General features: G+C 72.8%; 10 protein-coding genes. 6 read left to right on the forward strand and 4 right to left on the reverse strand.

What is annotated here, in order from left to right; all coding sequences use genetic code 11:
- Positions 1-63: 63 nt before the first annotated feature.
- From ACTWNK_RS12345 to ACTWNK_RS12365, 5 genes are read left to right on the forward strand one after another with little or no spacing between them, the layout of a single operon-like run.
- A complete protein-coding gene (locus ACTWNK_RS12345; protein ID WP_474304045.1) occupies positions 64-2,430 on the forward strand; it encodes a GcvT family protein in 2,367 nt (788 codons plus the stop codon).
- Positions 2,427-3,629 (forward strand): sarcosine oxidase subunit beta family protein, encoded by a 1,203-nt coding sequence (locus ACTWNK_RS12350; RefSeq protein ID WP_474304046.1) that lies wholly within the window; start codon positions 2,427-2,429, stop codon positions 3,627-3,629. Before ACTWNK_RS12345 ends, ACTWNK_RS12350 begins: the two co-directional genes overlap by 4 nt.
- Complete coding sequence (locus ACTWNK_RS12355) at positions 3,629-3,874, forward strand: sarcosine oxidase subunit delta (RefSeq protein ID WP_474304047.1); 246 nt, start codon at positions 3,629-3,631, stop codon at positions 3,872-3,874. Before ACTWNK_RS12350 ends, ACTWNK_RS12355 begins: the two co-directional genes overlap by 1 nt.
- A complete protein-coding gene (locus ACTWNK_RS12360; protein WP_474304048.1) occupies positions 3,871-6,966 on the forward strand; it encodes a 2Fe-2S iron-sulfur cluster-binding protein in 3,096 nt (1,031 codons plus the stop codon). Before ACTWNK_RS12355 ends, ACTWNK_RS12360 begins: the two co-directional genes overlap by 4 nt.
- Before the next feature lie 39 nt (positions 6,967-7,005).
- Entirely contained in the window at positions 7,006-7,698 is a 693-nt protein-coding gene (locus ACTWNK_RS12365) for an HNH endonuclease family protein (protein ID WP_474304049.1), read from the forward strand.
- A gap of 36 nt (positions 7,699-7,734) precedes the next feature.
- On the opposite strand, the gene ACTWNK_RS12370 is transcribed toward ACTWNK_RS12365, so the two are convergent.
- From ACTWNK_RS12370 to ACTWNK_RS12380, 3 genes are read right to left on the reverse strand one after another with little or no spacing between them, the layout of a single operon-like run.
- The gene (locus tag ACTWNK_RS12370) at positions 7,735-8,148 is read right to left on the reverse strand and encodes a PepSY domain-containing protein (RefSeq protein WP_474304050.1); all 414 of its coding nucleotides are present in this window, start codon (positions 8,146-8,148) and stop codon (positions 7,735-7,737) included.
- A 36-nt stretch (positions 8,149-8,184) separates the two neighbouring features.
- On the reverse strand, positions 8,185-9,417 hold the full coding sequence (locus tag ACTWNK_RS12375; RefSeq protein ID WP_474304051.1) for a HAMP domain-containing sensor histidine kinase: 1,233 nt from the start codon (positions 9,415-9,417) through the stop codon (positions 8,185-8,187).
- Positions 9,414-10,094: a response regulator transcription factor gene (locus ACTWNK_RS12380; RefSeq protein ID WP_474304052.1), complete on the reverse strand. Its 681-nt coding sequence runs from the start codon at positions 10,092-10,094 to the stop codon at positions 9,414-9,416. The genes ACTWNK_RS12375 and ACTWNK_RS12380 overlap by 4 nt, the downstream gene beginning before the upstream one ends.
- Positions 10,095-10,202: 108 nt before the next feature.
- Here ACTWNK_RS12380 and ACTWNK_RS12385 point away from each other — a divergent pair, with 108 nt between their 5' ends.
- A complete protein-coding gene (locus ACTWNK_RS12385) occupies positions 10,203-10,652 on the forward strand; it encodes a hypothetical protein (RefSeq protein WP_474304053.1) in 450 nt (149 codons plus the stop codon).
- A gap of 10 nt (positions 10,653-10,662) precedes the next feature.
- On the opposite strand, the gene ACTWNK_RS12390 is transcribed toward ACTWNK_RS12385, so the two are convergent.
- Positions 10,663-12,555 carry a zinc metalloprotease gene (locus tag ACTWNK_RS12390; RefSeq protein WP_474304054.1) on the reverse strand — a complete coding sequence of 631 codons (1,893 nt, stop codon included), beginning with the start codon at positions 12,553-12,555 and terminating at the stop codon, positions 10,663-10,665.
- Positions 12,556-12,562: the final 7 nt, after the last annotated feature.

Here is a 12,562-nt window from a genome sequence, read left to right on the forward strand (position 1 = left end):
TTCGCAGCCGAATGTAGCTCTATGTTCGGTGCGTAGTCCGGGACGATCCTCACCGGAGGGCGCATGGCAGGCCGGCCGCGTTTGCTGATCATCGGTGCCGGCATCGTGGGCTGCGCCCTCGCCGACGAGCTGACCGCACGCGGCTGGAACGACGTGACGGTCGTCGAGCAGGGCCCGCTGTTCGCCGCCGGAGGCTCCAGCTCACACGCGCCCGGCCTGGTGTTCCAGACCAATCCGGCCAGGACGATGACCGCGTTCGCGTCCTACACGGTCGCCAAGTACCTCAGCCTCGGCTGCTTCGAGCCGGTCGGCGGCCTCGAGGTGGCCACGACGGCCGAACGCTGGGCCGACCTGCACCGCAAACACGGCTGGGCCCAGTCGTGGGGTGTGCCCGCACGCCTGCTCGACCCCGCCGAGTGCGTCAGGCTGTGGCCCCTGCTCGACCGGAAAGCCGTGCTCGGCGGCCTGCACGTGCCTGGCGACGGCCTGGCCGACGCGGTCGGCGCGGGCGAGGCACAGGCCCGCAGGGCCGCCGAACGCGGCGCCAGGTTCCTCGGCGGTCACAAGGTCGTCGACATCGAACAGCGCGGCGGCCGGGTCACCGGCGTCGCGGTCCTGGCCGGTGGCGAGGAGCGGCTCATCCCCGCCGACGTCGTGGTCTGCGCGGCCGGATTCTGGGGCCCGGCGATCGGCGCGCTGGCGGGCGTGAGCGTGCCGCTGCTGCCGATGGCACACCAGTACGCCAGGTCGGGCCCGCTCGACGGCGTCGCCGACGGCCTGCCGATCCTGCGCCACCAGGACGCCGATCTGTACTTCCGCACCCACGGCTCCCGTCTCGGCATCGGCTCCTACGCCCATCGCCCGATGCCCGTGCGTCAGCACGAGATCGAGGAGCGGGCGACCACGATGGCCTCGGTCCAGGAGTTCACGCCCGCCGACTTCGTCCCCGCCTGGCAGGAGGCCGCCAGGCTGCTGCCCGCGCTCGGCGCCTCGGCCTTCGAGCAGGGCATCAACGGCGTCTTCTCCTTCACCTCAGACGGCTTCCCGCTGATCGGCGAAGCCCCCGAGCTGGAGGGCTTCTGGCTGGCCGAGGCGGCCTGGGTGACGCACTCGGCCGGGGTGGCCAGGGCGCTGGCCGAGGTGCTGGTGACCGGGCGCTCGTCGGTCGACCCGCACCAGTGCGAGATCAGCAGGTTCGAGCCGGCCCAGCTCAGCCCGGCCTATGTCGAGGAGCGCGCGAGCAGGAACTTCGACGAGGTCTACGACGTGATCCACCCCCTGCGACCGGCCTCGTCCCCCAGGCCGACGCGGATCAGCCCCTTCCACGTCAGGCAGGCCGACCTCGGTGCGGTCTTCGCCGAGAGCGCGGGCTGGGAGCGCCCGCAGTGGTACGAGAGCAACGCGGCCCTGCTCGACACGCCCGGCCTCGACACCGGCGAGAAGCTGCGCGACGCCTGGGCGGCCAGGCACTGGTCGCCGATCGCCGCCGCCGAGGCGCACGCCACCCGCGAGCACGTCGCCCTGCACGACCTGACCTCGCTCAAGCGCATCGTCGTCGACGGACCGGGCGCCACGGCCTTCCTGCAGTACTTCACCACCAACGACGTCGCCAGGCCGCCGGGCTCGGTCGCCTACACGCTGCTGCTCGACGCCAAGGGCGGCATACGCTCCGACCTGACCGTCGCCAGGATCGAGGAGGAGCGCTTCCAGATCGGCGCCAACGGCAACCTCGACCTCGACTGGCTGATGCGGCACGCCCCGCCGAAGGTGAGCGTGCGCGACGTCACCCCGGGCACCTGCTGCATCGGCGTGTGGGGCCCGAAGGCGCGGGAGCTGCTGCAGCCGTTGACCGACATGGACCTGTCGTTCGGCTACTTCAAGCTGGCCAGGGGACATGTCGGGCACGTGCCGGTCACCGCGTTGCGCGTCTCCTACGCGGGCGAGCTCGGCTGGGAGCTGTGCACCAGTGCCGATCTCGGGCTGGCGCTGTGGGACACGCTGAAGCGGCCGCACGTCGCCGCGGCGGGCCGAGCCGCGCTCAACAGCCTCAGGCTGGAGAAGGGCTACCGGCAGTGGGGGGTCGACATGACCTCCGAGCACACGCCCTACGAGGCCGGGCTCGGCTTCGCCGTACGGGAGGACAAGGACTTTCTGGGGCGGGAGGCGCTGGGCAAGGAGGTGACGCGCAGGCTGGTCACCTTGCTGACGGCCGAGGTGGTGATGGGCGGTGAGCCGGTCGCCGGAGGCGGCTACGTGACCAGCGCGGCCTACGGGCACACCGTCGGCAGGCCGATCGCCTATGCCTGGCTGCCGGTCGAGCGCAGTGCGCCCGGCACCGAGGTCGAGGTGACGTACTTCGGGCGGCGGGTGCCCGCCGTGGTGGCGGCCGGGACGCTCTACGACCCGGAGCGGGAGAAGATCGGGCGGTGAGCCCGCCTGAGCCGCTGTGGCGCGACCCCGATCCGCGACCCGCCTACGACGTGGTGATCGTCGGCGGGGGCGGGCACGGCCTGGCCACGGCGTACTACCTGGCGGCCGAGCACGGTGTCACGAATGTCGCGGTGCTGGAGAAGGGCTGGCTCGCGGGCGGCAACATGGCGCGCAACACCACGATCATCCGCTCCAACTACCTCCAGGACGCGAGCGCGGCCCTGTACGAGCACGCGCTGACGTTGTGGGAGGGGCTGGCGCTGGAGCTCGGCCACGACCCGATGTTCAGCAGGCGCGGTGTGCTCAATCTGGCGCACGACCAGCACGACGTGCGCGAAGGCAGACGCCGGGTCAACGCCAACGTGCTCAACGGCGTCGACGCCGAATGGCTGGACGCGGCGGAGGTGGCGAGGTTCTGCCCGATCGTCAATGTCGGCCACTCGGCCAGGCACCCGGTGCTCGGCGCCACGCTGCAGCGCCGGGGCGGCGTCGCCAGGCACGACCACGTCGCCTGGGCGTACGCACGCGCGGCCGACCGGCTGGGCGTCGACCTGATCCAGGGCTGCGAGGTGACCGGGTTCGAGATCACGGGCGGCCGTGCCACGGCGGTGCGCACCTCGCGCGGCACGGTCGCGGCCGGCCGGATCGCCCTGGCGGCGGCGGGACACACCTCGGTGCTGGCCGCCATGGCCGGGTTCAGGCTGCCGCTGCGCTCGCACCCGTTGCAGGCGCTGGTCTCCGAGCTGCTCGAACCCGTGCTCGGCTGCGTGGTCATGTCCAACACCGTGCACGTGTACGTCAGCCAGGCGGCCAAGGGCGAGCTGGTCATGGGGGCGGGCATCGACGCCTACGACTCCTACGGCCAGCGTGGGGCCTTCCGGGTGATCGAGGAGCAGATGGGCGCCGCGCTGGAGCTGTTCCCGATCTTCGAAAGGGTCAGGGTGCTGCGGACCTGGGCCGGGGTCGTGGACGTCTCGCCCGACGCCTCCCCGATCATCGGCCGCACGCCGGTCGACGGGCTCTATGTCAACGCCGGGTGGGGCACGGGCGGGTTCAAGGCCACACCGGGCGCGGGCCGGGTCTACGCCCACACGCTGGTGAACGCCGAGCCGCATCCGCTGGCGGCGCCGTTCGGGCTGGAGAGGTTCGGCACGGGCGCGCTGGTCGACGAGCACGGCGCTGCGGCGGTGGCGCATTGATGTCGCTGGAGTGCCCGCACTGCGGGCCGCGCGACGAGAGCGAGTTCGGCTACGGCGGCCAGGCGGGTATCGCCCTGCCCGATCACCCGCAGGAGTGCTCGGACGCCGAGTGGGCCGAGTACCTGTTCATGCGCGACAACCCGAAGGGCTGGCTGCGCGAGCGCTGGTTCCACGTGCACGGCTGCCGTACCTGGTTCACCGTCGAGCGGCACACGTTCACGCACGAGACGAGGGACGCCGGGTGAGGTTCAGCTTCGACGGGCGCGAGCTCGAAGGCCGTCCGGGCGACACGCTGGCCTCGGCCCTGCTGCGCGCGGGCGTGCGCGTCACCGGACGCAGCGCCGTGCTCGGCCGCCCGCGCGGGATCTTCTCGGCGGGCGTCGAGGAGCCCAACGCCCTGGTCAGAGTGGGATCCGAGCCGATGGTCGCCGCCACGGTCGTCCCCTTGCGCGAAGGCTTGCGCGCGTGGAGCCTGAGCGGCAGGGGAAGGGCCGAACTCCCCGCGCGCGGCGACGGCGTGCACAGCGACAAGGGCTACCTGCACTGCGACGTCCTCGTGGTGGGCGCGGGCCCGGCGGGGCTGGCCGCAGCCCGTGCCGCGTGCGCCCAGGGCGTGCGCGTGGTGCTCGTGGACGACCAGCCCGCACCGGGAGGCGCACTGCTGAACCACGCCGACCCCCGCGTACGCGCCTGGGCGGCACCGGTGGCCGCGTCGCTCACGGCCAGGGTGCTGGCCAGGACGACGGCGATCGGCTACCACGATCACAACTACGTGGTGGCCGTGCAGCGCGGCGAAGGCTGGGAACGCCTGTGGCACATCAGGGCGCGCCAGGTCGTCCTGGCCACCGGAGCGCACGAACGCCCGCCCGTCTTCCCCGGCAACGACCGGCCGGGCGTCATGCTCGCCTCGGCCGCCGCGACCTACGCCAACAGGTACGGCGTGCGGCCAGGCGCCAGGGCGGTGGTGTTCACGCTGGCCGACTCGGGCCACCGGGCGGCAGCCGACCTGCGGGCGGCGGGCGTCGAGGTGGCCGATCTCGTCGACCCGCGCGAGGACGGCCGCGTCGTCACCGGCACCAGCGCCGACGCCGACGGCGTGCTGAGCGGCGTGTGGATCGGCGAACGTCATGTCGAGGCCGATCTGCTGGCCGTGTGCGGCGGCTGGAACCCGGCCGTGCAGCTGTTCGGCCAGGCGCTGGGCACGCTGAGGTACGACGAGGCGCTGCGGGCGTTCGTCCCGGGCCTCGCCGTACAGGCCGTGCGGGTGGCCGGGGCGTGTGCCGGGGAGTACGGCACGGGCGGGGCGCTCGTCCAGGGGCATGACGCCGGGCTGGCCGCGGCGGGCGGGGCCGGACGGCCGGTGGAGGCGCTGGTGGATCCGGCGCCAGAGGACGGGCCGGTGCGGGAGCCGTCGGGGATGTGGCTGGTCGACGGCGATCCGGACGAGTCGTTCGCCGATCTGCACCGCGACGTGACGGTGGCCGATCTGGCCGGGGCCACGGGGGCCGGGCTGCGCTCGGTCGAGCACGTGAAGCGATACACGACGGCCGGGACGGGAGCCGACCAGGGCAAGACGTCGGGCGCGGTCGTCGTCGGGGTGATGGCGGCGCTGCTCGGCTCGGCCCCGGGCGAGGTGGGCGTCACGACCTTCCGCCCGCCGTACGTTCCGGTCGCGTTCGCCACGCTGGCCGGGCGGGACAGGGGCGCGCTGTCCGATCCGGTGCGCACGAGCGCGATGCACGCGGCGCACGAGGAGATGGGCGCGGTGCACGAGGACGTCGGGCAGTACAAGCGCCCGCTGTGCTTCCCGCGCGAAGGCGAGACGATCGCCGAGGCCGTGGCCAGGGAGTGCGTGGCCGCGCGGACGGCGGTCGCCGCCATGGACGTCTCGACGCTCGGCAGGATCGACGTCGGCGGGCGCGACGCCGGGCTGTTCCTCGACCGGATCCACACCGGCCGTATGTCCACCCTGGCCGTCGGCGCCTGCCGCTACGGCGTGATGTGCCGCTCCGACGGCATGGTGTTCGACGACGGCGTCACCACCAGGCTCGGCCGCTCGCACTACCTGACGACCACGACCACGGGCAACGCCGCCGCCGTGCTCGACTGGCTCGACGAATGGCACCAGACCGAGTGGCCGGACCTGGACGTGCGCCTGACCTCGGTGAGCGACCACTGGGCCGCCGTCGCGGTCGTGGGCCCGCGGGCCAGGACCGTGCTCGCCGCACTCGCCCCCGGGCTGGGCGACCTCGCGTACATGCGTTACGCCGAGACCGAGGTGCTCGGCGTGCCGGGCCGCGTGTTCAGGATCAGCTTCTCGGGCGAACTCGCCTACGAGGTCAACGTGCCCTCCTGGTACGGCGAGGCGCTGTGGCGTGCGGTGACCGGGCTCGGCGTCGTGCCCTACGGGACCGAGGCCATGCACGTGCTGCGGGCCGAGAAGGGCTATCCGATCGTCGGGCAGGAGAGCGACGGCACGGTCACGCCGCAGGATCTCGGGCTCGGGCGGCTGCTGTCGGGCGACTATGTGGGCCGCCGCTCCCACCGGCGTCCGCACACGGCGTCGGCGGGCCGCAGACGCCTGGCCGGACTGCTGGCCGACCCGCCTGACGCGCCGATCGAGGAGGGCGCGCAGCTGGTCAGGCCGGAGGGCGGGCCGATGTTCGGCCATGTGACGTCCGGCTATGCGAGCGCGACGCTGGGGCGTACGTTCGGCCTGGCCATGGTGCGGGACGTGCGGGAGGGGGAGCGCCTGGTCGCGGTGTCGCACAGGCGGCGGGTGGCGGTCTCGGTGGTCGCGCCCGTCTTCTACGACCCCGGCAACACGCGCAGGGACGGCGATCCGGCGGGGCCCGCGGCCGGCCCGTCTCCCGGGCCGCTCGCCGCGCGCAGCCCGGCCGCCGCCTATGCCGGGCGTTTCGAGGCGGCCGGTGGTGCGGGCGTGCGCGTGCGTGAGGTGGCGTTCGAGCGGATGTGGGAGGTCAAGGGGGAGGATCCCGGCCGTGGGCTGCGGATCGGGCCCGACCGGTGGCTGCTGGCCGGCGGGCTGGAGGGGGTGGCGCCGGAGACGGCGGTGGAGGTGTCGGCGCAGCGGGCCGTGCTGGAGGTGGCGGGGCCGAGGGCGCGGGAGGTGCTGCTCACCGGGTGCGCGGTCGACCTGGATCCGGCCGTGTTCCCCGGGGTGGCCCAGACGCTGCTCGGCCGGGCTCAGGTGATCGTCGAACGCGCCGGGCCTGACGTTTTCCGGATCCACGTGCGGTCGTCGTATGCCGGTTACCTCAGCGAATGGCTGATCGATGCGATTTCTTGGGATAAAGCATGGAATCAGGGTGATTGATATACCTAGTCATTAACTACGGACTAGGTGGGGGTTACGGTGGCTGCACGCGAGGGACGGACGGTCCTCGCAGGACTGGCCGCCGCACTGCTGTTGTCGGGATGCGGCGCACTTGAGGCCGCCGACCTCGACACCGCCGGTGGCGGCGAGAAGCCCGGCAAGAGTGAGAAGATCGACGTCGCCAAGGCCCGCAAGGCGCTCGGAACCCTGGACGTCAAGGGCCGGGCCCCGCGCACGGGCTTCGACCGGGACAAGTTCGGGCCCGCCTGGTCCGACGTCGACCACAACGGCTGCGACACGCGCAACGACATCCTCAAGCGCGACCTGGTGGACGAGACGTTCAAGCCGGGCACCCACGACTGCATCGTGCTGACCGGCGTGCTCGACGACCCCTACAGCGGCAAGATGATCAAGTTCAAGCGCGGCCAGGACACCAGCACCGCCGTACAGATCGACCACGTCATCCCGCTGTCGGACGCCTGGCAGAAGGGCGCGCAGCAGTGGTCGGCCGCCACCCGCAAGGAGTTCGCCAACGACCCGCTCAACCTGATGGCCGTCGACGGACCGCTGAACGGCCAGAAGAGCGACTCCGACGCCGCCACCTGGCTGCCGCCCCGCAAGGCGCACCGATGCGCCTACATCGCACGGCAGATCCAGGTGAAGGACAAGTACGACGTCTGGGTCACGGCGGCGGAGAAAGCCGCGATGAGCGGCATCCTGGACGGCTGCTGACCCGAAGGCCGTCCAGCCGCCCGTCAGCCCCTTCGATCAGTCGTCGTCGTTGTCGTCACGGTCGTCGTCGGCGTCGTCGGCGTCGTCCTTGTCCTCCTCGAAGGCGACGATCTTGCCGGTCGCGGCCGACACCGTGACCTCGTACTCGGTCGTGCCGTTGCGCAGGTCGACGTCCCAGGTGGGCTGGTCGTTGTCGTCGTCGTCGCGCTCCACCTCGGTGACGGTGGCGCCCGGCACACGCTGCTTGGCGGTCTCGACGGCCTGGGCCTCGCTCACCCCACCGGGTACGGCGGGCGCCGGGGTCGCGGGGGTCGCCGGGGCGGGCGCCGACGTCGTGGTGACGGGGGCCACGGGCGTGGGGGAGGCGGCCAGCGCGGCGGGGGCGCCGATCGCGACGGCGGCGACGGCGGCGGAGGCGGCGAGCAGGAGCTTGCTTCGGTTCGTCATCATGCTCCACAGCCTCGCCCGGCCCGCGATAGCGCCGCGCTAGGAGGTCGTTAAGGCCGGGCTAAAGGTCAGCGACACCGTCGCGCCAGGCCCCTGCGACACCTCGAACGCCGCAGCGGTGCGCCTGGCGATGTCCAGCCCGAGCCCGGTCGACCCGGCCCCGCTGCGCCCCCGCTCCAGCTCCTCGGCCGCGAACCCGGGCCCCTCGTCCGACACGGTCAGCCGCACCCCGGGCTCCAGCCGTACGGCGAAGGCCACGCCCTCGGGGGTGTGGGCGAACACATTGCCGAGCAGGGCGTCGACACAGGCGGCCAGATCGGCGGCGGGCACCGTGACCGGCAGCGGGCCGGGCGCGACCTCGATCGTGAACGGCCGGTCCTGGTCCTCGGCCAGCACCGACCAGAACGCGGCGCGCTCGGCCACCACGGCAGCCGCGTCGCACCCCGAACGTTCGCCGGTGCGCCGCCTGGCCTCGGTGATGACGGCGCTGACCGCGCGTTCGAGCGCGTCGGCCCGCTCCCTGATGCCGGCCGCCTCCTCGGGGTCGCGCAGCGACTCGGCCTCCAGCCTGAGGCCGGTCAGCGGGGTGCGCAGCCGGTGCGACAGATCGGCGACCGACTCGCGCTCCTCGGCCAGCAGGTCGCTGATCCTGGTGGCCAGGTGGTTGAGCGCGAGGGCGACCGAGCGCACCTCCTGCGGCCCTTCGGGCACGGCCCTGGCGGCGAGGTCGCCTGCGGCCAGCCGGTGCGACACCTCGGCCATCGTGCTCATCGGCCTGGTCAGCGCCCTGGCCAGCCGATCGGCCACGACCACGCCGACCGCGATCAGCGCGAGACCGAGCACCAGCAGCCCGAGCCAGGCCTCGCGCACCCCGGCCCGCAGGTCGTCCTCGCCGACGAACACCCTGACCACGGCGGTGCCGTCGGCCGAGAGCACCGAGACCAGCACCTCACGCCCGCCGGGCGCCTCGGCGGTGACGCTGCGCCCGAGCGAGGCCAACCTGACCGCGGCCGAGCGCGGCGCGGCCTGCCCGACGACCGCGCCGCCGGGCAGGAACACCGTCATGGGCCGATCGGCCTGCTCAAGGGCGAGGGCGAGCTCGCCGGGGGCGACGGCGGGCACGGCGAAGGCGACCGACTCGGCGGCTCCCGTCGCACCGTCCATGGCGGCGTTCTCGGCGACCGAGCGGATCAGCAGCGCCATCGGCACCAGCAGCGCGACCAGGACGAGCGAGGTCGTCGCCGCGACCAGGAGGGCCAGCCTGCGCCTCACTGCGGCTCCACCAGTCGCACGCCGACCCCGCGCACGGTCTGCAGGTACCTGGGCTCCTGCGCGCTCTCGCCCATCTTGCGGCGCAACCACGACAGATGCACGTCGACCGTCTTGTCGGCGCCGCCGTAGGGCACCTGCCACACCTCGGTCAGCAGCTCCCGCTTGGTCACCACCTCGCCCGGCCTGCCCGCCAGGTAGCACAGCAGGTCGAACTCCCTCGGCGTCAGGTCGAGCTCCTCGCCGTCGAGCGTGGCGACACGCGTACGCGGATCGACGCCGAGCCCGCCGACGACCAGCGCCTCGTCCGGCCGATCGGCTCCGCTCCTGCGCAGCACGGCCCTGATCCTGGCGTCGAGATGGGCGGCGCTGAACGGCTTGACCACATAGTCGTCGGCCCCCGCGTCCAGCACGGGCACCATCGCCGCGTCGCCGTCCCGTGCGGTGGCCACGATGACCGGGACCCGGCTGACCGCGCGCAACATCCGCAGCAGTTCGGCCCCGTCCAGGTCGGGCAGCCCGAGGTCGAGCACGACGAGGTCGGGCCGGTCGCGCACGGCCAGGCGCAGCCCCTCGAAGGCGGTCGGCGCCGAGGAGACGGCGTGCCCCAGCTCCCGCAGCCCCCGCGTGAGGCCGGTCCGGATGGTCACGTCGTCCTCGATGAGCAGGATGTCGGACATGTAGCCACACCGTAGACGCATCCCGGCCATGCGGTAACCCGCCTTATCGCGCTCTTAACGTGGCGTTATCACGACCTGGGGGAGAGTGGGGCCATGCGTCGAGGAGTCATGCTGGCAGGAACCGGTTGGCTGGTCGCGGCCATACTCGCCACAGGGGCGGGCGTGGCCGTGCTCCAGCTGATCGGCGGCCCGATCGCGGCCGACGACGAGCGTGTGCTGTCGGCGGCCGAGGTCGAGGCCGCCCTGACAGCCGCCTCCGCCCACCCCCAACCCTCGGGTACGGCGCCGCCGCAGCCCTCGGCCGATCCCCAGGGGCGTTCCAAGGCCATCAGAACGCCAGGCGGCACCCTCGTCGCCGAGTGCGCGCAGGGATCGGTCAGGCTGCGGTCGTGGAGCCCGGCCCAGGGTTTCGCCGCCGACGACGTCGAGGCCGGACCGGCCCCGGTGGCCAAGGCCGAGTTCGAGAGCGAGGCGGCCGAGGTCAAGGTCGAGGTCACCTGCGGCCCGGACGGCACGCCGGTCGAACACCTCACCACCGAGCTCGACGACCCGTCCTGACGGGCGGGCCTCAGTTCTCTGCGGCCAGCGCCGACTTGGTCAGCTCGGCCTGCTGCCCGATGCGTTCGAGCACCAGCGGGTTGACGCCCTTGGCCGCGAACGTCGCCACCATGCCGTCCAGCACGGTGAAGGCCCGCTCCAGGTCGCCCGAGCGGGCCTGGGCCCTGGCCAGGCGGCGGAAGACCAGGTTCAGCGTGATGTTGTCGATGCTCGCGCTGCGGGCCACCACCGACAGCTGCCGTATGCCCTCCTTGGCGTCGGGCGCGCGGACGTGCAGGCGCTTGGCCGCGGTGAGCTCCTTGAACTCGCGTTCGGCGTTGAGCCCCTTCACCAGCCGCGCGTAGACGGCGAGCGGGTGCTCGCCGTACCTCTCGACGACCTCGTCCAGGGCGGCGTTGCCGCTGCTCAGGGTGGAGGAGTCGGAGCCGAGCAGGGAGAAGAGCTTGCCCTGGTCCTCGCCCAGCATGAGCTCGGCGACGTGCTGGTCGGTCTCGCCCAGCGGGTAGCGCACCCGGATCGCGCACGGCGGCGAGACGATGCGGGAGCCGTCGGCGGCGATGTACTGGCCGCGCACGACGTACTCGCCCGGCTGCTGGAAGTAGTGGCCGTCGCGGCCGTGGCCGATGTAGGCGCTGCGGTACATCGCCGGGTTGTGCTCGTCCAGGCGGATCTCGGGGGAGGAGTCGACGCAGTGGCGCATCATCGGGCGGTACAGCACGGTCCTGCCGCCCGGCTGGGTGATGCTCACCTGGGTGAACTCGGTGTCGGGGTGCAGGTGGTTGTGCGTGGTCCTCGGCTCGCCCGCATGGCCGAGCTTGAGTTCGACCACGACGGGCTCGCCGAAGCCGAAGGAGTCCTTGGCCCGCAGCTCCAGCTTCAGGCCCGAGTGGTCGCGCACCGGCTCGGCGAACGGCTCGATCTCGGCCGCTCCGGCCGCGAAGGCGCTGCCGCCCATGGCGACGTCGCGGAAGAAGCCGTGGCGCAGGTGGCGGAGTTCGGCGTCGGTGAACTGGAAGGGGAAGGCCGCCCAGTAGCCCGCCTCACCCCCGGGACGGTAGTTCTGCACGTAGTTCATCCACGACAGGTCGCCGAACCCGCCGTCGGGGCCGAGCGGCTGCGGTGGTCTGGCCAGGTTCTTCTGCCAGGAGTGCAGCAGGTTGAACGCATGACCGAGCTCGTGCACGTAAGTCCGCAGCTGGGCGCGCTGGGCCGCGGGCGAGTCGCCCTTGACGGCGTCGTGGAACACGGCCGAGCCCTGACGCTGGCAGGCGTCGTTGTAGTCGAACATGATGCCCCGGAAGCCGCCCACGTGCTTGCTGGCCACCAGCATCCACACCCGCCACTGCGCCTGGTCGGCGAACGTGCTGAAGTGCTGCGTCATCGCATGGTGCAGCTCGGCGTCGTCCCACGCCAGGTCGCGCCCGGCCCCCTGGACGCCGATCACGCCCGGCCGCGCCACCCGCAGCTCCACCCCCGCCTCCCCGAACGCCCCCGCCACGTCGAGCGAGCGCGCCGCACCGACGCCGGGCCCCGGCAGCAGCCCCGTCTGGTAGGAGACGAACGGCACCGCACCCGCCACCGAGTCCTGCTCCAGCAACACACTGCGGAAGTACGGCGAGACGAACGCGACCCGGTAGGCACGTGCCTGTCCACGCCCGGAGAACGTCACCACGGCGTCCTGCCCGTTCACCTCCACCCGGACGTCCGGCCGATCGGTGGCGAAGGTGAACGAGCCCTTGCCCGCCAGCCCTTCGACGACGAACGAGCCGACGTACGACGTGGTCGCGCCCTGGACGGTGAAGAAGTCGCCGCTGACCCGGTGCTGCGGCCTCGGGCCGTCGACGTCGACACGGAGTTCGAGCTGGGACTCCCCGTCCGCGCCTCGGTACAGCCCGCTGATCATGGCAGCC

The sequence above is a fragment of the Nonomuraea sp. IBHARD001 genome (assembly GCF_056106265.1).

Coding starts and splice junctions, on each gene's coding strand:
- ACTWNK_RS12345 (WP_474304045.1), top strand. CDS start 64: ATGGCAGGCCGGCCGCGTTTGCTGATCATCGGTGCCGGCATCGTGGGC.
- ACTWNK_RS12355 (WP_474304047.1), top strand. CDS start 3,629: ATGTCGCTGGAGTGCCCGCACTGCGGGCCGCGCGACGAGAGCGAGTTC.
- ACTWNK_RS12370 (WP_474304050.1), bottom strand. CDS start 8,148: ATGATGACGAACCGAAGCAAGCTCCTGCTCGCCGCCTCCGCCGCCGTC.
- ACTWNK_RS12380 (WP_474304052.1), bottom strand. CDS start 10,094: ATGTCCGACATCCTGCTCATCGAGGACGACGTGACCATCCGGACCGGC.
- ACTWNK_RS12385 (WP_474304053.1), top strand. CDS start 10,203: ATGCTGGCAGGAACCGGTTGGCTGGTCGCGGCCATACTCGCCACAGGG.
- ACTWNK_RS12390 (WP_474304054.1), bottom strand. CDS start 12,555: ATGATCAGCGGGCTGTACCGAGGCGCGGACGGGGAGTCCCAGCTCGAA.